The organism is Lacinutrix sp. MEBiC02595 (genome assembly GCF_053601555.1).
Genome location: NZ_JBSHNU010000243.1, coordinates 296,510 through 317,834, shown reverse-complemented (window position 1 = coordinate 317,834; position 21,325 = coordinate 296,510). Strand labels below are relative to the sequence as shown.

The window sequence follows — 21,325 nt, the reverse complement described above, 5'->3', positions numbered from 1 at the left end:
ACAAAGAATAATATGTTAAATAAATACACTTTTTTCATTTACGGATAAGATATTTTATGAATTAACTCTAATTTTCTTGTGTTTTAGAAAAATCAGACTAACTTTAAAAGATTAAAATAAGACTTTTTATTATGAAAAAAAAATACTTGAGAAATGTTTGCTTACTTTTTGCAGTTGCAATGATTTCAATAAGTGCATTTGCACAAAAAAAATCTTCCATCTGGTCTCCAACAAGTGCGGCAAAAATGGATGTCAACGAGGTTCAATTTTATAAACAAATTCCGCAAAAATCGACCTTATTTAATGTAGATGTAAGCGGGTTATCTAGTATTCTACTAAAGGCTTCAAAGAAAGAATCCTACGATAAAACGTCTACTATCATTATTCCATTTCCAAATGCCGATGGTAGTTTTGAATCTTTCAGAATTAGTGAAGTATCCATTATGGAACCAAGCTTAGCTGCTAAATTCCCTGAAATTAAGACGTATGTTGGTGTTGGTGTAGAAAATCCTGCAGCACAACTTCGTTTAACAATCACGCCTCAAAAAGGATTAAGTGGTATGATTTTATCTGAAAAGAAAACGATATTTATAGAACCATATTCTAACGATTTAAAAACATACATCACCTTTGTTAATTCAGAAGGAGATGTAAATTCGGATACATTTCTTTGTGAAACAGAATCTGTATTAGAAAAAAGTGGTATTTCTAACCAAGAATATATAGCACTTCGAAATGCAGATGATGGCCAATTAAGAACCTATAGATTAGCATTAGCTTGTACTGCCGAATATGCGCAATATCATGGAGGAACATTAGGAAGTGTTATGGCAGCAATGACAACGACTATGAACCGTGTTAATGGCGTGTACGTTAGAGATCTTGGTTTAACTATGACTATGGTAGATAATACATCTATTATCTTTTTTGATGCTGTTACAGATGGATATACAAACAATAGTGGAAGTGCTATGTTAGGCGAAAACCAAACTATTGTAGACGCTAATATAGGAACTACCAATTACGATATCGGACATGTTTTTAGTACTGGAGGCGGTGGAGTTGCTTATTTAAACTCTCCTTGTACCGGAAGTAAAGCAGGAGGTGTAACGGGTTCTGGAGCACCGGTAGGAGATGCTTTTGATATTGATTATGTAGCACACGAAATGGGACACCAGTTTGGTGGTAACCATACGCAAAATAATAGTTGTAATAGAAGCTCTGTTTCTGTAGAACCAGGAAGTGCTTCCTCGATAATGGGATATGCCGGTATTTGTGCGCCAAATGTTCAAAGCAATAGTGATGATTATTTTCACGGTGAAAATATTAAAGAAATGTGGATAAACATTTCTGCTGGATCTGGTAGTACTTGTGGTACTGTAACTTCAACAGGAAATACGGCACCAACAGCAGCTGCTGGAATAGATTATGCTATTCCTCCTTCTACCGCTTTCAAACTTACTGGAGTTGGAACAGATGGAGACGGTGATACACTAACCTATTCATGGGAACAAAATGATACGGCACCAGCACCAATGCCACCAGAAGCAACTAATACTGGCGGACCAACGTTTAGATCACTAGATCCTAAAACAGTTCCTGTTAGATATTTTCCAGATTTTAGTACCGTAATATCTGGTTCTTTAGCTTCCACTTGGGAAGTCGTGCCATCTGTTGCTAGAACGATGGGTTTCTTGTTTACCGTTAGAGATAATGCCGCAGTTGCAGGAAATACAAAATCAGATGAAATGACAGTAACTGTAGAAAATGTAACACCATTTACAGTCGCTACACCACCAACATGGGCACCAGGTAGTACACAAACAGTAAATTGGGTCGTAGGTCAATCCGACAATGCAACCATTAATTGCCAAACCGTAAATATATTATTCTCCTCAGATGGAGGCGCAAACTTTAATACCACATTAGCATCCGGCGTAGCAAATACTGGAGCCGCATCTATTACCGTTCCAAATATTACAGCGAATAATAATTCGAGAATTTTAATAGAAGCTGCAGACAATGTTTTTTATGCAATTACAGATGTTTTCTCTCTTTCTAATGATTCCGATTTTAGTATAAGTAGCACCACTGGCGGACAATCTGCATGTAATATAGATGCTGTAAGTTATGGTTTTAACTATGTTACTTCTAATGGTTTTTCAGAAAACACCACGTTTTCAGCTTCTGTAACACCAGTATTACCAGGAGCCAGTTTCGCTTTTACACCTACATCTTTAAATGCAGATGCTACATTTACAATGGATGTAACTGGTCTTGTTGGCGAAACACCTGGAAATTATACCATAACGGTTGCAGCAACCGCTCCATCTATTGTTAAAACAGTAACAGTAATGTTGACGGTGTCCGATGGCGTTTGTGCGTCTGCTGCCACTAGTACGGACGCGGATAGAATTACTGGCGTATTCTTTAATACGATTAATAATATTACTATAGCAGCAAGTGCAGATGATCCGTATCAAGATTTTACTTCTATTTCTACAGATATCCAAAGAAATTCGAGCCACGAGATTACCGTAAATGTGAATTCTAATGGGGATTTTTTCTATGTGAATAAAGTGTGGATCGATTGGAATCAGAATTGTAGTTTTGGTGACGCAGGAGAGGAATATGATTTAGGAACAGCAAGTAATGTTGTAGATCAGCCTACTTCAGAATCTGGATTATCCATAACCGTACCTGTAGATGCAGTATTAGGAGCTACTAGAATGCGAGTAGGTATGAAAAATACAGATGGCGTTAGTAACGATTTTGGACCTTGCGAAACTGGTTTTTGGGGACAAATAGAAGATTACACGGTAAATGTTTTAACAGAATTAAGCGTAGATGATTTTAAAACAAACACATTCCTTGTCTATCCTAACCCAACAGAAGGAACACTTCATATTAAATCAAACCATACAGACGATCTTAATATTTCAATATACGACATTAGAGGAAGACGTGTTTATAACCAGGTTAACAACAGTAAAACAGCAATAAGAACACTAGATGTTAATGCTTTATCTTCTGGAATATATTTGTTAAATATAGAAAGTAACGGAAGCAAAACCACTAAGAAAATAATCATTAAATAATTTATTTTCCCTTTTATAAAAGCTCTGAAAGTAATTTTCGGAGCTTTTTTTTTGGTGTTACTTTTGCTCCAAAAAACAAAAGTCAGGCTATTCACTATATCTTTTTGTAAAAAAACAAAAAGGATGCCGCTGCTATCCTTAACACAGTTTAGAACTTCCAATTAAAACCCTAACTTAGCATCATGAACTTATCGTATTGGGAAATAAAAACATGGCTCGCCAACATAGACTACACCATCGTTGGTAGCGGAATCGTTGGACTTAATTGCGCATTACAGCTAAAAACAAAATTCCCGAAAGCAAAAATTTTAATCTTAGAAAAAGGAACTTTACCGCAAGGAGCAAGTACTAAAAATGCAGGATTTGCATGCTTTGGTAGTCTGAGCGAAATTCTAGACGATTTAAACACGCATACCCAAGAAGAAGTTATAGAGCTTGTAAAAAAACGTGTACATGGCTTACAGCTTTTAAGAAACACTTTAGGAGATAAAACGATTAACTACCAGCAATTAGGAGGTTACGAATTGTTTACCAAAACAGATGCTCCTTTATTTCAAGAATGTCTTTCTAAAAAAGAAGTCGTAAACAAACTTCTAAAACCTGTTTTTAACGCCGATGTTTTTAGTTTAAAAGACAATGTTTTCGGTTTTAAAAATATACAAGAAAATTACATTTTCAACCAGTTTGAAGGACAAATAGATACCGGTAAAATGATGGATGCTTTGCTTCAAAAAGCACTTTCCAAAGGCATTAAAATTTTAAATAATGTGTCGGTAGAAGCATTTTCAGAAGACATAAATTTGGTTAAAATACAAACCAATTCCTTTACATTTTCCTCTTCTAAACTTTTAATAGCGACTAATGGCTTTGCGTCACAATTAGATATTCCAGAAGTAAAACCGGCAAGAGCACAAGTTTTAATTACGAAACCAATTAAAGACTTACACATAAAAGGAACCTTTCATTTAGATAAAGGCTATTATTATTTTCGAAATATAGATAACAGAGTTTTATTTGGAGGCGGAAGAAATCTAGATTTTAAAACCGAAGAAACCACAGAATTAAACCAAACAGAAATCATTCAAAGTAAACTAGAAGCACTTTTAAAAACCACTATTTTACCAAACACACCTTTTGAGGTAGATCATAGATGGAGCGGCATAATGGGCGTTGGTGCTCAAAAAAAAGCGATTGTAAAACAAATAAGTAATAACGTGTTTTGCGGCGTAAGACTTGGCGGTATGGGTGTTGCCATTGGTAGTTTGGTTGGTAAAGAATTAGCAGATCAAATTTCTACGTAGGAAGGAATCTCATTTAAAGAAATATTTAATTATTAAGACTCCCGTTTTCACGAGAAATAAATATGATACAACGCTTTTTTAGATTTATTTTAAAAACCATTTTTTGGATGGTTGTAGCTTCTGTTTCTATGGTTTTTTTATATAAAAAAGTTCCAGTTCCTGCTACGCCATTAATGGTTATTAGAAGTGTAGAGCAATATCAAGAAGGTAAAGATATAGTGTGGAAACACGATTGGGTTGCTTTAGATAATATCTCTAAAAACATGCAACTTGCAGTAATTTGTAATGAAGATCAAAACTTTTTAAACCATGCAGGTTTTGATTTTAAAGCGATTGAAAAAGCATTCCAACATAACAAAAAAGGAAAACGCATTAAAGGAGGAAGCACGATTAGCCAACAAACTGCAAAAAATGTTTTTCTTTGGCCAGCACGCAGTTGGTTACGTAAAGGCTTAGAAACCTATTTTACTTTTTTAATCGAGAAAATATGGTCTAAAGAGCGTATTATGGAAGTGTATTTAAATAGCATTGAAATGGGTAATGGTATTTATGGTATTGAAGCAGCTTCGCAATATTGGTTTAAAAAAACGGCAGCAAAATTATCACAGCAAGAAGCAGCAGCGATAGCTTCTATTTTACCAAACCCAAGAAGATATAAAGCGAATCCAGCTTCCAATTATATTCAATCCCGTAAAAACTGGACCGTAAATCAAATGCGTTATTTTGGTATATTACATTATAATTTAAAAGAATAGAATAGATTGAAAGTAAAACAACAACTATATAAGCAATGTCAGGAATTTGTAGAAAGCAAACTACAAACTATAAGAAACACGATTTTAGAAATTCAAGAATCTCTAACTACAGAAACCAAAAGTAGTGCAGGAGATAAGCATGAAACGGGTCGTGCGATGTTGCAACTAGAACGAGAAAAAATAGGGCAGCAATTGGCCGAAACGCAAAAACTAAAAGAAATACTTTCTAAAGTAGATGCTTTAAAAGAATCTAAAATTATAAGCTTGGGCTCTGTTGTTTACACTACTCAAAATAATTATTTTATTGCTATTAGTGCTGGAGAGTTAAAAATAGACGACACCTCTTTTTATGCTATTTCTGCAAATACACCTATTGCGCAATTATTACTAGGCAAAAAAAAGGAAGATCTAATTAATTTTAGAGAACAACAATTTACGGTAACAAATGTGAACTAATTTCCTAATAAGCAATTTTCGGCTTATCTTTAGTCCAATTGATTTAAAAAAAGAAATTGAACACAATTCCTTCAGATTTTGATGTCCTTATTATAGGTGGTGGTTTAGCGGGTTTAAGTAGCGCTATTCATTTATCAAAAAATAATCTTCGTGTTTTGGTTATCGAAAAAAACAGCTATCCAAAGCATAAGGTTTGCGGTGAATATATTTCAAATGAAGTCCTATCATACCTTAATTTTTTAGGAATCGATGTTTTTAAGTTAGGCGCAAAAAAAATTAATCGATTTGAATTATCAACGGTAAAAAACAAGTTGGTTAAAGCGGAATTACCGCTTGGTGGCTTTGGGATTAGTCGATTTTGTTTAGACCAGGAACTCGCAAAAAAAGCGATTCAAAATAATACAACCATTATTCAAGATACGGTAGAAAACGTAGCGTTTCATGACGATTCTTTTTCCATCGAAACAAAATTAACAAACTATCGGGCAAAAATAGTCATTGGTGCTTATGGTAAACGTGCTAATTTAGATGTAAAACTTAATCGTAGTTTTATAAAAAACAAATCTCCTTTTTTAGCAGTTAAAACACATGTAAAAGGAAATTTTCCAGATGATGTAGTAGCGCTTCATAATTTTAAAGGTGGTTATTGTGGCGTTTCCAAAGTAGAGGACAATAGTATAAATTTGTGTTACATTACTAATTTCGAAGCCTTTAAAAAATATAGCGATATTAACGAGTTTCAGGAAAAAGTAGTCTTTAAAAATACCGCTTTAAAAAGCATTTTTAAAAACTCTAAATCCGTTTTTGATGCACCAATAACGATTAGTCAAATTTCTTTTGAAACCAAAAACCCCATCGAAAAACACATACTTATGTGTGGGGATACAGCAGGAATGATTCATCCATTATGCGGTAATGGTATGAGCATGGCAATTCGCAGTGGGCAAATGGCATCGCTACTTATTCTTAAGTTCTTTAATGGCGAAATAAAAGATAGACAGGCATTAGAAAAGCAGTATCTTAGAGAATGGAATACCGCGTTTAAATCGCGTTTAGCAACAGGTCACCTAGTTGCAAGCCTATTGAATAAAAATAAATTGGCTGAGGTTTTAATTAGAATCGTAAAATGGGTTCCAAGTATTTTACCACTTGTAATTAAACGAACCCATGGTAAAATAATGACATTAGAATGAGCTTATTAGTCCGTACAAAAAACAGAAGTAATGAAAAAGAAATTATGGATGATTTGGATTATAAGGGTCCAATATTACAGGATTCATTAGACAAGTTAGCTAAAATTAATCAGTGGTTAGGTGGATATATAGTTAACATAAACGGATTAAGAAAAGCACTTAAGAATCAACCAAAAGAGACAACAATAACCATTATCGATTTAGGTTGTGGTGGTGGAGATATTTTAAGAGAAGTAGCCAAATTTGGAAAGAAGAACCATTACAATTTTAAATTATTAGGTGTCGACGCTAATCGGCATACAATCCATTATGCGAGAGCATTATCGGAAGAATATGAAAATATAGAGTTTAAAGCGATGAATGTTTTTTCTGAAGAATTTCAAACGCTAGAATACGATTTGGTGTTAACTACATTATTTCTGCATCATTTTGAAGAAGACCAATTAGTTTCGTTTTTAAAACCAGTATTAGAAAAAGCGAAATTAGGAGTAATAGTTAATGATTTGCACAGAAATAGATTAGCCTATTATTTATTCAAATTGTTAAGTATAACGATTAATAATGAAACAATATCACAAGACGGCTTAACCTCTGTTTTAAGAGGGTTTAAAAGAAAAGAACTGATAGATATTTCAGAAAAAATAAATGTAAATTATCAAATACAATGGAAATGGGCTTTTCGTTTTCAATGGATTTTGAAAAATAAAAAAACCGTACAGCAGCAGGAAATACTATGAGTGTAAAAATAACAGCAGTAGCAAAACAATTGCCTAAGTATGCCAGAGAAACCAAGGATATTATTCCTTACTTAAATCTTTGGATGAATGGTCAAGACGAACGTTTTCAGCGTAAAGTCATCAAGCTTTTTGAAAACGCAGGAGTAGACAAGCGCTATTCTATTATGGACGCGGAAGAAGTATTTAATGACACCTCTTTTGAAGCGAAAAATGATATTTACTCGCGTGAAGTGGTACAACTTGCAGAGCAATCTTTAAGCAAAGCATTAGATAAAGCAGCGCTAAAACCAACAGATATTGATTTTATTATAACCGTAAGTTGTACAGGAATTATGATTCCTTCCATGGATGCGTATCTTATCAATAATCTAAAAATGAAACAAGATATTGTGCGATTACCTGTTACCGAAATGGGGTGTGCCGCAGGAGTTTCAGGGATTATTTATGCCAAGAATTTTTTAAAAGCTAATCCTAACAAACGCGCAGTAGTAATAGCTGTAGAGTCGCCGACCGCCACTTTTCAGTTGGATGATTTTTCTATGGTCAATATTGTAAGTGCTGCTATTTTTGGTGATGGCGCAGCAGCAGTTATTTTATCGTCTTACGAAAAGGAAGAAGGCCCAAAAATAGTTGACGAAGCCATGTATCATTTTTATGATTCCGAAACCATGATGGGGTTTAAATTGGTGAATACAGGTTTACAAATGATTTTAGACAAGGCAGTGCCAGAAACAATCTCAGAACATTTTCCTAAAATCGTCCATCCTTTTTTAGAGCACAATAATATGGCTATTGAAGATATTGACCACCTTATTTTTCATCCAGGAGGAAAAAAAATAGTACAAACAGTGGAAGATTTATTTGGCGCTTTAGGAAAGAATATTGACGACACAAAGGAGGTTTTAAGACGATACGGAAACATGAGTAGTGCAACCGTTTTGTATGTTTTAGAACGCTTTATGGATAAACAATTACCAAAAGGTGACAAAGGTTTAATGCTTAGTTTTGGGCCAGGTTTTTCGGCACAACGGATATTATTAGAATGGTAGTACTACATACAAAATGTAGTGAATATGTCCTGCTGAGCTTGTCGAAGCATTTTAATAATGAATAGATGAAGATCAATTTACACGGAGTGCTGTCGAAGCGGCTTCAAAAGATAAATTTAAATTAATGATTAAAGAATTTCAACATAAAAATTATTGGGCGCTCCTAATTGGGGGCTCTAGCGGATTAGGTTTAGCTACAGCAAAAAAGCTAGCAAAACACGGCATGCATATTTGTATCCTTCATAGAAATGCTAGAGCACAGGAAGATGCAATTAATATAGAATTCGACAAGATTAAAGCGGAAGGTGTTCAATTTAAATCCTTTAATGTAGATGCTTTTAAAGAAGAAAAAAGAAATATTATTATTTCTGAATTAGTCGCCATTTTAGGAACAGAAGGTAAAATAAGAACTTTGGTGCACAGCGTAGCAAAAGGAAACTTAAAACCTATGTTAGATGACGAAAAACCAACCTTAAAAAACGATGATTTTAATCTCACTATAAACGCAATGGCTATTAGTTTATACGATTGGACAAAAGGAATTTTTGATGCTAAACTATTTGCTGAAGATGCTAGAATTATAAGTTTTACCAGTGAAGGTAATACCAAAGCTTGGAAAAACTACGCCGCAGTTTCTGCTGCTAAAGTAACTCTAGAAGCCATCAGCAGAAACATAGCTTTAGAATTTGCACCTTTTGGTATTAGAGCCAATTGCATTCAAGCAGGAGTTACAGACACTGCCTCTTTACGCATGATTCCTGGAAGCGAAAAAATTAAAGAACACAGTTTACAACGTAATCCATTTAAGCGATTAACACAACCAGAAGATGTAGCCAATGCAGTCTATTTGCTAAGTAAAGAGGAAGCCAGTTGGATAAATGGCTGCGTAATTCCTGTAGATGGAGGTGAGCATATTTCTTAATTAAAAGAGACCTGTCAGGTTTTCAAAACCTGACAGGTCTGAAACTAAAACATGAATAGTAAAGACATCATAAACCTTTTACCATACCAAAAACCATTTTTATTTGTGGATGAATTAACTGCTATTTCTTCCGAAGGAATAACAGGAAACTACACGTTCAAAAAAGAGGAATATTTTTATAAAGGACATTTTAAAAATAACCCAATTACACCAGGTGTTATTTTAACCGAATGTATGGCACAAATTGGACTGGTGTGTTTAGGTATTTATTTATGGAAAGATGCTATTTCAGAAGAAAAAAAACCGCAAATCGCTTTAACCTCTTGTCAGATCGATTTTTTTTTACCAGTATTTCCAGGAGAAAAAGTGACTGTAATTTCAGAAAAAGAAGTCTTTCGATTTCATAAATTGAAATGTAAAGTGAAGCTTTTAAATGAGAAAGGAGAATTGGTTTGTCGTGGTCAAATTGCAGGAATGATAACGTCGAATTGAGTTGTCCTGCAAGGTTTTTAAAACCTTGTGGGTTTAATTAGAAAACTTTAATATTTTCTATAAAAATAAAATGAAACTTATAATTAATAAGATTCCTGCCTACGAAAGAATAGAACATGAAAAATAGAGTAGTTATAACCGGTTTAGGCGTTGTAGCACCAAATGGTGTTGGACTCGACGCATTTACAAAAGCAATAAAAAAAGGCGAATCTGGAATCACGTTTCATCCGCAATTGGCCGACTTGAATTTTTCGTGTTGCATTGGTGGAATTCCATCTATTTCCGAAGAAAAAAAACTAGAATACCTCACGCCTTTACAACTTAGAGGTTTTAATAGTTCTGGCATTTTATATGGTTGTATTGCAGGATTGGATGCTTGGAAAGATGCAGGATTTACAATAGATGAGAATAGCGATTTAGACTTGGATAGTGGAACTATTTTTGGAACAGGAACCTCCGGAGTTGAAAAATTTAGAGAAGCCATTTATAAATTAGATGCTGGCGAAGTAAAACGATTAGGAAGCACAGTGGTTGTGCAAACTATGGCAAGCGGGATAAGCGCTTTTTTAGGAGGGATTTTAGGTTTAGGAAATCAAGTAACCACCAACTCATCTGCATGTACTACAGGAACGGAAGCGATTTTAATGGGCTACGAGCGTATAAAAAACGGACAAGCAAAACGGATGTTGGTAGGCAGTTGTAGTGATGATGGCCCTTATATTTGGGGAGGATTTGATGCTATGCGAGTAATGACTTACAAGCATAACGAGTTTCCAGAAGAAGGTTCACGACCTATGAGCGCTAGTGCTTCTGGATTTGTTCCTGGTGCTGGAGCTGGCGCTTTGGTTTTAGAGTCTTTAGAAAGTGCTTTGGCACGAAATGCAACTATTTACGCCGAGGTTTTAGGCGGAAACGTCAACTCTGGAGGACAACGAAATGGCGGAACAATGACTGCTCCGAACCCAGAAGCTGTGCAACGCTGTATTACAGATGCACTGGTAAATGCAAATATTGCTGCCGAAGAAATTGATGTGATTAATGGTCATTTAACAGCCACTTCAAAAGATAGTTTGGAAATTGAAAATTGGACGAAAGCCTTACATAGAAGCGGAAAAAATTTCCCATATATCAACTCTTTAAAATCTATGGTTGGCCATTGCTTGGCTGCTGCAGGAAGCATAGAAAGTGTTGCGACTGTGCTTCAGCTAAAAGAGCAGTTTGTATTCCCTAATATTAATTGTGAAGATGTACATCGGGAGATTGCTGCATTAATTTCAGAAGAGAAAATTGTGAAACAACTACTAGAAACAGAACTAGAAATTGCGGTAAAAGCCAGTTTTGGTTTTGGTGATGTTAATGGTTGTGTTATCTTTAAAAAGTATTCTGAATAAGTTAGTCTATACTAAATATAAGATTATGATTACTTTAGAAAGTCTAGCATTTTAAGATATTGCCAAATAGAATCGAGAATGTCAGACTGAGCTTGTCGAAGTGCTCACGATACTAAAAGAAACACGCCATATGAAATTCTATTATGTTTATATCCTTTTTTGTAACGATAAAACATACTATACAGGAATGACTAATGACTTAGAAAGAAGATTATCTCAACATAAATCTGGTCACAAAAAAGAATCTTATACAGCATCTAGATTACCTGTTAAGCTACTTTGGTATTTACAATGTGAAAATCCAAAAGAAGCTATTAAAATCCAAAAGCAAATAAAAGGATGGTCTCAAAGAAAGAAAAAAGCATTGATTGAAGAGAATTGGCAAGACCTCATTGAGTTCTCTAAAAATTACACTCAAAACAATAACCGTATTTAATTGATTATGGTCTTCGACAAGCTCAGACTGACATTTAGTTCCCAATTTGTCTTTATAACTAAATCAAGTTAATGTTCCAAATAAAAAAAAGATGTCACACTAAGCTTGTCGAAGTGTTTTATTAAATTTACTAAAACGTTAAATGAAAAAATAATGATGAATAAAGAAGAATTAATCGCGAAACTAAAAGCCATTGTAGAACCTTATATTCAAAATGAAGAAGCCTTTAATAACCTTTCTGAAGACACCGATTTTATAAACGACTTAAAAATTAATTCGGCAAATTTAGTAGACGTGATTTTAGATGTTGAAGACGCATTTGATATTAGAATCGAAAATGACGATATGGAAAAAATGGTCTCTGTAAAAGCTGCAATGGCTATTGTAAACGAAAAATTAGCAGCAAAATGATAGGCAATGATATTGTCGATTTAAAAAAAGCTGCTAAAGATAGTCCCGATAGTTATCGGGATGGCAAAAGATACCAACGTTTTTTAGACAAAATTTTTACAGAAAAGGAACAAGAACTCATTTTTTATACGGAAGACAAACCCCAAATGCTTTGGTTGCTTTGGAGTATGAAAGAGGCCGCGTATAAAGTACATGTACAGCAGTTTGGAAAACGATTTTTTAATCCGAAACGCTTGGAGTGTGAGTTGCTCACTGATAACAAAGGACAAGTTACTATTGCTGGTAATTTATATTTTACCAAATCTATTATTACAGACGCTTTTATTCACTCCGTTGCGACTTTAGATGCTGCATCTAATTTTGATAGTAAGTGGTTCCAAATTGAAAACTCAGATTATAAGACGCAAAGTCAAACGGTAAAGCAGTTTTTTTTAAAGTGCCTTTCTAAAACGAAAAGACTGGATATGCAAACATTAAACATCCAAAAAACGGAAGTTGGTGTTCCTAAAGTATATAATAAATCTGAAAAATTACCGATTGCATTTTCGTTGTCGCATTGTGGAAATTATACCGCATTTTCAATTCTCAAAAACAATTCGGAGTTTGTTTCTAATGGACTTTTGTGTTGAAAAAACACGTTGCTCCCATCCAAATCCGCTTCCACCAAATAATAATTTCCTTTAAAGTAGCTTTTAATAACTGTTACTATTAAATCCGATTTATCAACTACTTGTAATTGATGTGCATAAATAATTTGATCATTTATCACATTAAACTCTCCAAAAAAAGAAGCTATTAAAGAGGTTTTAGGGTTTTTATATAAATTTTCAGGAGTATCATTAACCGCTATTTTATGGTTGTTTAAAACGATCATTTTATCAGCATGACCCAACACATCTTCTTTATCATGAGTGGCAACAATACACGCAATATTCTTTTCTTTTAAATATTTAAAAACGTTTCTACGAAGCGATTGTTTTGCAAAATTATCGATATGACTAAAAGGTTCATCCAATAAAATGACTTCCGGTTCTTTGGCTAACGCTCTAGCAAGTGCCACGCGTTGTTTTTGTCCACCACTAAGTAGTTTCACTTTAGTTTTAGCGACATTGGTTAGCGCTACTACTTCTAATAATTCGGAAACACGTTTTTGTTTTTCTTCCGGATAAAAACGAGAAAGAAACTTACCAATGTTTTCTTCCACCGAAATAAAAGGCATCAAGTCAAATTCTTGCGCTACGTATTTCATGAAATCATAGCCAATAACTAGGTTGTATTCAGGGCCAAGAATTTCCTTGTCTTTCCAGAAAATGCTTCCTTTTAAAACATCATATTCGCCGTATATAACTTTTAGTAAAGTGCTTTTTCCAGAACCGCTTTCACCAATAATAGAAAGGTGTTCTCCTGGTTTTACCGAAAAGGAAATATCCTTTAAAACGGGCGTTCTGTTATAGGAAAAAGTTAGTTTATTTACGGTAAGCATATTTTTTTTTTACAAAAGTGGGTGTTTTGTTTAATTACAAGACCTGTGCCGTTATTAAAACGGGACAGGTCTAATTTATCAAAAGAATAAAACTATCCTTTTATTTTTTCGTTGGATTTACTAGGCAATACATCAAATCCCATATTATAGAGTATGAAACCAAATGTATCTGCATATTGTTCTATGGTTTTACTAACAGGTGTTCCTGCGCCATGTCCTGCATCTGTTTCGATTCGTATTAAAGTTGGGTTGCTTCCTGTTTGCTTGTCTTGTAATTCGGCAGCAAATTTAAAACTGTGTGCTGGCACCACTCTATCATCATGATCACCTGTGGTTATCATCGTTGCTGGATATTGTACGCCTTCTTTTACGTTGTGTACAGGTGAATAGTTTTTAAGATATTCAAACATTTCTTTGTTATCTTCTGCTGTTCCGTAATCATAAGCCCATCCAGCTCCTGCTGTAAAGGTATGGTAACGCAACATGTCTAATACACCAACTGCAGGTAGCGCCACTTTCATTAGATCAGGACGTTGCGTCATGGTTGCTCCAACTAATAAACCACCATTAGAACCTCCTCGTATTGCTAAATAGTTGGAAGAAGTATATTTATTTTCTATTAGGTATTCGGCAGCAGCAATAAAGTCATCAAATACATTTTGTTTTTGCAATTTTGTTCCTGCTTTGTGCCATTCTTTTCCATATTCTCCACCACCACGAAGGTTTGGAACCGCGTAAATTCCGCCCTGTTCCATCCAAACGGCATTAGCAATACTAAAAGCTGGATTTAAGCTAATGTTGAATCCGCCATAACCATAAAGAATGGTTGGGTTTTTTCCGTTGCGTTCTACACCTTTCTTGTAGGTGATTATCATAGGTACTTTGGTTCCATCTTTAGAACTGTAAAACACCTGTTCACTGGTATAGTTTTCTGGATTGAAATCGATGTTTGGTTTCCAGTATAATTCGGATACACCAGTATCTATATTGAATTTATAAATACTAGCAGGTGTATTGTAATTTGTAAAGGAATAGTAATCTACTTTCTCTTCCTTTTTTCCACCAAAACCACCAGCATTTCCTACTCCTGGAAGTTGGATGTCTCTAATGAATTTTCCTTCGTAATCGTATTGCTTTATTTTTGAAATAGCATCTACCATGTATTCCGTAAAGAAATATCCACCTCCTTTTGAAGGACTTAAAACATACCCCGTTTCTGGAATTAAATCTACCCAATTATCTGGTGTTGGATTAGTTGCGTCCACAGTTACTATTTTTTGATTGGGTGCATTTAAATTGGTAACTAAGTATAACTTGCTTCCAATATTATCTATAACATAGGTGTCACTATCTGTATGATCTATAATGGTTACTAATGGATTTTTTGGATTGGATAAGTCTTTGATATAAAGTTTGTTTCCAGAGGTAGAAACTCTTGGTGAGATTAATAAGTATTTATCATCTTCGGTAACGCTTCCATAAATATATCTGTGTTTTTCGGAAGGAGTACCACCAAAAATAAGTGCATCTTCTTTTTGAGGAGTGCCAAGTTTGTGATAGTATACTTTATGCTGATCTGTTTTTGCAGAAAGTTCGCTTCCTTTCGGTTTATCATAACTGGAGTAATAGAACCCTTCGTTTTTATACCAAGACATACCGCTAAATTTAATATCGACTAAAGTGTCTTCCGTAATTTCTTTGGTTTCGGTATTCAGGATTAAAACTTTTCTCCAATCGCTTCCTCCTTCAGAAATAGAATATGCCAACGTTTTTCCATCTTTAGAAAAGCTTGTACCTCCTAAGGAAACGGTACCATCTTCCGAAAAATTATTAGGGTCTAGAAATACTTCAGCAGTATCTGGATTACTTCCTTTTTTATGTCTGTAAATGACATATTGGTTTTGCAAACCATTGTTTTTGTAAAAATAAGTGTAATCTCCTTCGGTAAATGGAGCGCCTACTTTTTCATAATTCCAAAGTTTTTCAAGACGTTCTTTTAGTTCGTTTCGATATGGAATATGGTCTAAATACCCGAATGTTGCTTGGTTTTGCGACTTAACCCAGTTTTCTGTTTCTGTGCTTTTATCGTCTTCAAGCCAGCGGTAAGGATCTTTTACATCTACACCAAAATAGTTTGTAATAGTATCTGCTTTTTTTGTTTCTGGGTAGTTAACAGAAATGTTTCTTTCTACTTGTTTCTTTTCTTCTTTACAAGCCATTATGGTAATTAGTGTAATTAAACAAAGGGTTATTTTTTGCATTATATGTAAAATTTAAATCGGTATAAAAATAGCATAAAAAAAGCTCTAATAAATGAATAGTAGAGCTTTTAAGAAAGATTTATCGTTTTACTCCTTGATTAATTTTTGTGTTTTGTGCTTTCCGTCTACGGTAATTTTTAAGATATATATTCCAGAATTTAATTTGGACACATGAATAGTATTCTCTTTTAAGTTTCCGTTTAAAATTTGTTTTCCTGTTATATCATATATCGTATACACAGCATTGTTTAATTCTATGGAAGAATTAATCGTAACCAAATCTTTTGCAGGATTTGGATAGATATTAAGGTCGGCTTCTAGCACATTATTATTTACACTAAGCGGGTTTTCACCCTCAATAACTGTGATAGTTTCATTAATATTTGGATTGAAAATTACATCTACTGTTCCAGAAGGCCAAGTAATAGTTAGGTTTGTAATTTCTGTGTCTGTTCCAAGTCCAAAATGCGCATTTAAAGTACTCATATATTGAAAACCTTCACCACTTCTTACATCTCTAATTTGATTTCCGGAAGGGGTTTGTATTTTAATTCTTGCGCCAATACCATTCGCATTACTTATATTTCCTTGCGTTCTTATTTTAATCCAATTATTATCATTCGGATTATTTAAATACAAACTTCCTCTAAATACATCTAGAAATCCATCATTATTAAGATCTCCAATAGCGCCACTTGGAGGCATACCACTATTCATAACAGAGAAAGAATTATCTCCATTATTTAGTAAAATTCTTCCGTTCGATAAAATATCGACATAACCATCATTGTTAAAATCTGCCGGAGCATTTTCAATTCCGTAAGGAGCGTCGCCTACATTTGCAGCAGCAGTAGCATCTGAAAAAGTACCATCTCCATTATTTATCATGTATTTGTGTCCTCCATCAGAACCAGAACTTGCACCAATATAGGCATCCATATCGCCATCATTATCATAATCTGCCCAAGCAGAAGACCAGGTTTGTACAGGATCTGCAAGGTTTACTCCAGGATCTCCAGCAACATTGTTAAATACACCATTACCATCATTTCTCCAAAGTTCATTAATTTTATGAGTAACGTTTCCTCCTCTGCATTTGGCAATAAACATATCGGAATCCCCATCATTATCATAATCTACCCACACCGTTCCATAGTTTCCGCCATTGGGATGTACTCCTAATCCATTTGGTAAAACACCAGCAGAAGCTCCTTGATAATAATCTAGTCCGCCAGCTCCATCATTAATAAAGTATACGTTTGGCTCGACATCATGACAAACAAATGCATCTAAATTTCCATCATTATTAATATCGACAAAATTAGACCGTTGCGAGAAAACATAATCGGAGGTATTAAACGTTTGCGAATATGCAGTACCATCGGCATTGGCTGTTATAAAGGATACGCCGTTTCCAGCAGCATATAATAAATCGTTGTAGCCATTACCGTCTAAATCACCAGCCGCGATGCTCCATCCTGGACCATAATTAGCAGGTGCAGAATAAACAACTTCATCAAAACAACTACCATCGTTTTGGTAGGTTATATTTAGTGTAGAGGATGATGCCGCAATTAAATCATCTAGGCCATCACTATTCATGTCTACTACCGCATAACTTGTTCCAGACATCGAAATACTATTATCTTGTGTAAATATAAAAGTTCCAGGTGTTGGCGGTGTGTTTTCTGTTGAAAACGGGATGCTGACCCAAGAACTAAAACCACTTCCGTCAAGACATTGCCCTCTAACATAAGCCTCGTAATTAGAATTAGTGGATAAAGCAGTAACCACATATGGGTTGTTAGTAGCTGTTGTTGTTCCAGAAGTTGGTATTCCAGAGCCTAATGTTTGTATTGCAATTTGATAAGAAACCTCATCACTTCCTGGAGTCCAATATATATCTGCGGTATTTTCTGTTAAATTACAAGCTCTTAAGTCCGCAATGTTTGGGCAATTAGGAGGTGGTACCGAGGAAATATTTGGAGAATCGAAACAAATTCCATAACCAAAAGAATCGTTGTCATCATAATAAATTCTATATCTAAAGTTTTGAAGCTGATTACTCGTAAAACTTGAAAAGTCTAATTCACCGCTGTTAAAAGCTTGAGACACACCAGCACAATAATCTACAATTGGCGCATTTGCTGTGTCATTGGTATATGTTGCTCCCCAATTTACCCAAGCATTCGCATCTGCATTCCAGTATTGCATCTGTAACGATTCATTATCATAAACGTTAAGAACATAAGTAGCGGATACAATTAAGGTTGTTTCTCCAGCATTAAATGCGTTCGTTAAATTAATGGTAGGAGATTGTACTCCTATATTATTATCTGAACTTCCACCTCCTTCGTCGTCGTCAAAAGAAAAGCTTGAAGCTCCTCCAGCTACCGTTGGGTTTCCAGTAAATATTAGAGGTGCTGGATTATAAGTGCCATCTAAATCCCAATTCGTGTTTGGCCAGTTTGCATTTTGGTTTAATACTTGACCTGTAGCAAAAAAGCTACATAGAATTAGTATAAGTACAAGTGTAATTTTTTTCATTTTTTTTGGTTTTAGTTACATTGTATAGTTAATGAGTTTATCCACGCTTCAACTAATTGAAGCCCTTCAATATGTCTAAGTGTTCTGCCTAATAGTGGCATTCTAATAGATTCTTCTGTTTCGTTTAATCTATAGAACAATACAGATTTTCTTATGTCTCGTGGTTCTACGATATGTGTTAATCCACCATCAATATTGTCATCTGGCACAACGCAAACCCCAAAATTTGTAGGGTTTGAAGTAGCATCGAAATTGAATCGAATAGGTCTATAAGCACAATGTGATTCTTCTGAATGGCAATGCGCGCAATTAATATCTAGATAGGCTCTTGCTCTCAAAGATGATGAAAGTGTTTCGTCTTCCCAATTAGGAAGTGTTGTTATATTAGAAGGATAGTTTTCTGCTAAGTAGCCAAATGCTGCCCATTTTTGTAATTGATTAATCGCTCCATTTCCATAATTATAAGCGATATTTAAATTTCTGGGTTTTGGGCCAATGGGTATAGAAGTGTCTCCTGTTTTGTGGCAAGTATGACATTGCGATGCGCTTGGTATTCTGTATTCTACGTGCTTTGTTTCTGCCCCTTCATTCCAGTCTGTGGGTACTACACCTCCAGATAAGTCGAAAATAGCTTCCGTTTGCGTGTCGTTCCAAATGTAATTTAAAAAGCTCCAACCATCTGCTTTATTGATCAGTAATCTAGTTTCTATTAGCTTTGTTTCATTACTAGGTAGCACGTTATTGTAATAGAAGTTTTTAATTAAGATGGTGCCAATAGGAAATTTAAGAATGTTATCGTCACCATTGTATGCTGCTTTCACATTTTCAGGCATCCAGATAAAGCGTTTTTTTTGTGCATAATCTGAAAAAAGAGCGGAACTTAAATCGTAGGGTAATACACCATATACTGGATTTAGGTTTTTTATATCTCCTTCAAAAAAATGATACTCAGAAAGTGTGGCATATGGTACTTGCGTAATATCAAAAACTACAGGTGAAATTTCTGGTTCTTCGTTTGGAATATAATTATCATCTGCCCCACAAGAATAAAAAAGTGTGCAGAGAAAAAAACAATAAAAAACAGAAAGTAAATTTTTAGCCATAGGTTTAAAAATGGCTATTAAGATAGTGCTTTTTCTAGAAACTAAAGATTAAACAAGTTGAATTACAGTAATTTATCTGTAAAAGTTGCTTTGCCGACTTAAACCAAATGATTTTCAACTAAATACTCAGCAATCTGAACCGCATTAGTTGCAGCACCTTTTCGTAAATTATCTGCAACAATCCACATGTTTAATGTATTGGGTTGTGTTTCATCTCTTCTAATTCTACCAACAAAAACGTCATCTTTTCCGTGTGCAAAAATTGGCATTGGATAGGTGTTTGTAGCTGGATTATCTTGAACAACAATACCTGAAGATTCACTTAGTAGTTGTCTAACGTCTTTTAAATCGAAATCTTTTTCAAACTCTACATTCACCGATTCTGAATGTCCACCAGCAGTTGGTATTCTAACAGCGGTTGCGGTTACAGAAAAAGTTCTGTCATTAAATATTTTTTGAGGTTCTCTAGCGAGTTTCATTTCCTCTTTTGTGTATCCGTTTTCTTCAAATACATCACAATGTGGTAATGCATTTCTGCCAATAGGATATGGATAAGCCATTTCTCCTTCAATTCCGTTTATTTCATTTTCTAATTGCTGTACCGCTTTAACTCCTGTACCAGAAACCGATTGATAGGTAGAGATAACAACGCGTTTCATTTTGTATTTAGCGTGTAATGGCGCTAATGCTAATACTAATTGAATAGTAGAGCAATTAGGGTTTGCTATAATTTTATCTTCTTTAGTAAGTTCTTTTGCATTAATTTCTGGAACTACTAATTTTTTTGTTGGATCCATTCTCCAAGCAGAAGAATTATCTATAACTACCGTTCCTACTTCTGCAAATTTTGGAGCCCAATCTAAAGAGGTGCTTCCTCCTGCAGAAAATATTGCAATGTCTGGTTTCATGTCTACAGCTGTTTGTAAACCAACAATGGTATAGTTTTTTCCGTGGAATTCAATTTCTTTACCAACAGATCTTTCCGATGCAACAGGAATAAATTCTGTTACTGGAAAATTACGTTCTACTAGTACTTGTCTCATCACTTCGCCAACCATTCCTGTGGCACCAACTACAGCTACTTTCATTTTAATACAATTTAGTATGCAAAATTATAGCATTTATTAATGCAAACACTTAATATACAAGGTTTTTTTTGTTAAAAATAGGGAGTAAAAAAAGCCCCATTTTAAATAAAAGGAGGCTTTTTTAGTAATTATATGAATATTATATAATTATGGTGTTTTTATTAAAATAGATTACTTTTTTAATAAATCTCTAATTTCTGCAAGTAAATCTTCTTGAGATGGTCCTGCAGGAGCAGCAGCTTCTACTGGTTTTTTAGTTTTATTGTATGCTTTTACAAGTAAGAACATTACAAAACCAACTACTAGTAAGCTAATAATAGTGTCAATCCATGCGCCGTATTCTACAGCAGCAACACCTGCTTCTTTAGCAGCAGCAACAGTTTTGTATACTTCATCCCCAGGAGTCCAAAAGTTGTCAGAGAAACTTTTTCCTCCAGTTACTAAACCAATAAGAGGCATTGCAATTTTAGATACAAATCCGTTAATAACTGCGCCTAAAGCTCCAGCCATGATTACCGCAACTGCGAAATCAATAACGTTTCCTGTCATAATGAAATTCTTAAATTCTTTTAACATGATATGTGTTTTATAGTTAATTATTT

Annotated in this window: 19 protein-coding genes; 13 read left to right on the top strand and 6 right to left on the bottom strand. The window is 34.6% G+C overall.

Annotated features, from left to right (window positions below; all coding sequences use genetic code 11):
• The first annotated feature begins 131 nt into the window (after nucleotides 1-131).
• From ACVCZW_RS15005 to ACVCZW_RS14945, 13 genes are all read left to right on the top strand, one after another.
• Entirely contained in the window at nucleotides 132-3,098 is a 2,967-nt protein-coding gene (locus ACVCZW_RS15005; RefSeq protein WP_452232787.1) for a reprolysin-like metallopeptidase, read from the top strand.
• Between the two features lie 182 nt (nucleotides 3,099-3,280).
• Nucleotides 3,281-4,399 carry an NAD(P)/FAD-dependent oxidoreductase gene (locus ACVCZW_RS15000; protein ID WP_452232786.1) on the top strand — a complete coding sequence of 373 codons (1,119 nt, stop codon included), beginning with the start codon at nucleotides 3,281-3,283 and terminating at the stop codon, nucleotides 4,397-4,399.
• Nucleotides 4,400-4,461: 62 nt separating this feature from the next.
• The gene (mtgA, locus tag ACVCZW_RS14995) at nucleotides 4,462-5,154 is read left to right on the top strand and encodes a monofunctional biosynthetic peptidoglycan transglycosylase (RefSeq protein WP_452230501.1); all 693 of its coding nucleotides are present in this window, start codon (nucleotides 4,462-4,464) and stop codon (nucleotides 5,152-5,154) included.
• A 6-nt stretch (nucleotides 5,155-5,160) separates the two neighbouring features.
• A complete protein-coding gene (locus ACVCZW_RS14990) occupies nucleotides 5,161-5,610 on the top strand; it encodes a 3-oxoacyl-ACP synthase (RefSeq protein ID WP_452230500.1) in 450 nt (149 codons plus the stop codon).
• 56 nt (nucleotides 5,611-5,666) lie between these two features.
• A complete protein-coding gene (locus ACVCZW_RS14985; RefSeq protein WP_452232785.1) occupies nucleotides 5,667-6,803 on the top strand; it encodes an NAD(P)/FAD-dependent oxidoreductase in 1,137 nt (378 codons plus the stop codon).
• Nucleotides 6,800-7,540, top strand: a complete 741-nt coding sequence (locus ACVCZW_RS14980) for a methyltransferase domain-containing protein (RefSeq protein ID WP_452230498.1) — start codon at nucleotides 6,800-6,802, stop codon at nucleotides 7,538-7,540. The genes ACVCZW_RS14985 and ACVCZW_RS14980 overlap by 4 nt, the downstream gene beginning before the upstream one ends.
• The gene (locus ACVCZW_RS14975) at nucleotides 7,537-8,589 is read left to right on the top strand and encodes a type III polyketide synthase (RefSeq protein WP_452232784.1); all 1,053 of its coding nucleotides are present in this window, start codon (nucleotides 7,537-7,539) and stop codon (nucleotides 8,587-8,589) included. The genes ACVCZW_RS14980 and ACVCZW_RS14975 overlap by 4 nt, the downstream gene beginning before the upstream one ends.
• 124 nt (nucleotides 8,590-8,713) lie before the next feature.
• Nucleotides 8,714-9,511 carry an SDR family NAD(P)-dependent oxidoreductase gene (locus ACVCZW_RS14970; RefSeq protein WP_452232783.1) on the top strand — a complete coding sequence of 266 codons (798 nt, stop codon included), beginning with the start codon at nucleotides 8,714-8,716 and terminating at the stop codon, nucleotides 9,509-9,511.
• A 51-nt stretch (nucleotides 9,512-9,562) separates the two neighbouring features.
• Complete coding sequence (locus tag ACVCZW_RS14965) at nucleotides 9,563-10,003, top strand: 3-hydroxyacyl-ACP dehydratase FabZ family protein (protein WP_452232782.1); 441 nt, start codon at nucleotides 9,563-9,565, stop codon at nucleotides 10,001-10,003.
• 116 nt (nucleotides 10,004-10,119) lie between these two features.
• The gene (locus tag ACVCZW_RS14960; RefSeq protein ID WP_452230494.1) at nucleotides 10,120-11,394 is read left to right on the top strand and encodes a beta-ketoacyl-[acyl-carrier-protein] synthase family protein; all 1,275 of its coding nucleotides are present in this window, start codon (nucleotides 10,120-10,122) and stop codon (nucleotides 11,392-11,394) included.
• Nucleotides 11,395-11,524: 130 nt separating this feature from the next.
• Nucleotides 11,525-11,830: a GIY-YIG nuclease family protein gene (locus ACVCZW_RS14955; RefSeq protein WP_452232781.1), complete on the top strand. Its 306-nt coding sequence runs from the start codon at nucleotides 11,525-11,527 to the stop codon at nucleotides 11,828-11,830.
• Between the two features lie 156 nt (nucleotides 11,831-11,986).
• A complete protein-coding gene (locus ACVCZW_RS14950; RefSeq protein ID WP_452231161.1) occupies nucleotides 11,987-12,241 on the top strand; it encodes an acyl carrier protein in 255 nt (84 codons plus the stop codon).
• On the top strand, nucleotides 12,238-12,870 hold the full coding sequence (locus ACVCZW_RS14945) for a 4'-phosphopantetheinyl transferase family protein (protein ID WP_452230492.1): 633 nt from the start codon (nucleotides 12,238-12,240) through the stop codon (nucleotides 12,868-12,870). The genes ACVCZW_RS14950 and ACVCZW_RS14945 overlap by 4 nt, the downstream gene beginning before the upstream one ends.
• On the opposite strand, the gene ACVCZW_RS14940 is transcribed toward ACVCZW_RS14945, so the two are convergent.
• From ACVCZW_RS14940 to mscL, 6 genes are all read right to left on the bottom strand, one after another.
• Complete coding sequence (locus ACVCZW_RS14940; RefSeq protein ID WP_452232780.1) at nucleotides 12,807-13,724, bottom strand: ABC transporter ATP-binding protein; 918 nt, start codon at nucleotides 13,722-13,724, stop codon at nucleotides 12,807-12,809. The genes ACVCZW_RS14945 and ACVCZW_RS14940 overlap by 64 nt on opposite strands.
• 92 nt (nucleotides 13,725-13,816) lie before the next feature.
• Nucleotides 13,817-15,985, bottom strand: a complete 2,169-nt coding sequence (locus tag ACVCZW_RS14935; protein WP_452230490.1) for a prolyl oligopeptidase family serine peptidase — start codon at nucleotides 15,983-15,985, stop codon at nucleotides 13,817-13,819.
• Between the two features lie 87 nt (nucleotides 15,986-16,072).
• Nucleotides 16,073-18,532: an FG-GAP-like repeat-containing protein gene (locus tag ACVCZW_RS14930; protein WP_452230489.1), complete on the bottom strand. Its 2,460-nt coding sequence runs from the start codon at nucleotides 18,530-18,532 to the stop codon at nucleotides 16,073-16,075.
• 11 nt (nucleotides 18,533-18,543) lie between these two features.
• On the bottom strand, nucleotides 18,544-19,635 hold the full coding sequence (locus ACVCZW_RS14925) for a hypothetical protein (protein ID WP_452232779.1): 1,092 nt from the start codon (nucleotides 19,633-19,635) through the stop codon (nucleotides 18,544-18,546).
• A 98-nt stretch (nucleotides 19,636-19,733) separates the two neighbouring features.
• Entirely contained in the window at nucleotides 19,734-20,723 is a 990-nt protein-coding gene (locus ACVCZW_RS14920; RefSeq protein WP_452230487.1) for an aspartate-semialdehyde dehydrogenase, read from the bottom strand.
• A 171-nt stretch (nucleotides 20,724-20,894) separates the two neighbouring features.
• Nucleotides 20,895-21,299, bottom strand: coding sequence for a large conductance mechanosensitive channel protein MscL (mscL, locus tag ACVCZW_RS14915; RefSeq protein ID WP_452230486.1), 405 nt, complete (start codon nucleotides 21,297-21,299; stop codon nucleotides 20,895-20,897).
• Nucleotides 21,300-21,325 lie beyond the last annotated feature (26 nt).

Excerpts from the sequence above, each read along its gene's own strand:
- ACVCZW_RS15005 (WP_452232787.1), top strand. The coding sequence starts at position 132 with ATGAAAAAAAAATACTTGAGAAATGTTTGCTTACTTTTTGCAGTTGCA.
- ACVCZW_RS15000 (WP_452232786.1), top strand. The coding sequence starts at position 3,281 with ATGAACTTATCGTATTGGGAAATAAAAACATGGCTCGCCAACATAGAC.
- mtgA (WP_452230501.1), top strand. The coding sequence starts at position 4,462 with ATGATACAACGCTTTTTTAGATTTATTTTAAAAACCATTTTTTGGATG.
- ACVCZW_RS14980 (WP_452230498.1), top strand. The coding sequence starts at position 6,800 with ATGAGCTTATTAGTCCGTACAAAAAACAGAAGTAATGAAAAAGAAATT.
- ACVCZW_RS14975 (WP_452232784.1), top strand. The coding sequence starts at position 7,537 with ATGAGTGTAAAAATAACAGCAGTAGCAAAACAATTGCCTAAGTATGCC.
- ACVCZW_RS14970 (WP_452232783.1), top strand. The coding sequence starts at position 8,714 with ATGATTAAAGAATTTCAACATAAAAATTATTGGGCGCTCCTAATTGGG.
- ACVCZW_RS14965 (WP_452232782.1), top strand. The coding sequence starts at position 9,563 with ATGAATAGTAAAGACATCATAAACCTTTTACCATACCAAAAACCATTT.
- ACVCZW_RS14960 (WP_452230494.1), top strand. The coding sequence starts at position 10,120 with ATGAAAAATAGAGTAGTTATAACCGGTTTAGGCGTTGTAGCACCAAAT.
- ACVCZW_RS14955 (WP_452232781.1), top strand. The coding sequence starts at position 11,525 with ATGAAATTCTATTATGTTTATATCCTTTTTTGTAACGATAAAACATAC.
- ACVCZW_RS14950 (WP_452231161.1), top strand. The coding sequence starts at position 11,987 with ATGAATAAAGAAGAATTAATCGCGAAACTAAAAGCCATTGTAGAACCT.
- ACVCZW_RS14945 (WP_452230492.1), top strand. The coding sequence starts at position 12,238 with ATGATAGGCAATGATATTGTCGATTTAAAAAAAGCTGCTAAAGATAGT.
- ACVCZW_RS14940 (WP_452232780.1), bottom strand. The coding sequence starts at position 13,724 with ATGCTTACCGTAAATAAACTAACTTTTTCCTATAACAGAACGCCCGTT.
- ACVCZW_RS14935 (WP_452230490.1), bottom strand. The coding sequence starts at position 15,985 with ATGCAAAAAATAACCCTTTGTTTAATTACACTAATTACCATAATGGCT.
- ACVCZW_RS14930 (WP_452230489.1), bottom strand. The coding sequence starts at position 18,532 with ATGAAAAAAATTACACTTGTACTTATACTAATTCTATGTAGCTTTTTT.
- ACVCZW_RS14925 (WP_452232779.1), bottom strand. The coding sequence starts at position 19,635 with ATGGCTAAAAATTTACTTTCTGTTTTTTATTGTTTTTTTCTCTGCACA.
- ACVCZW_RS14920 (WP_452230487.1), bottom strand. The coding sequence starts at position 20,723 with ATGAAAGTAGCTGTAGTTGGTGCCACAGGAATGGTTGGCGAAGTGATG.
- mscL (WP_452230486.1), bottom strand. The coding sequence starts at position 21,299 with ATGTTAAAAGAATTTAAGAATTTCATTATGACAGGAAACGTTATTGAT.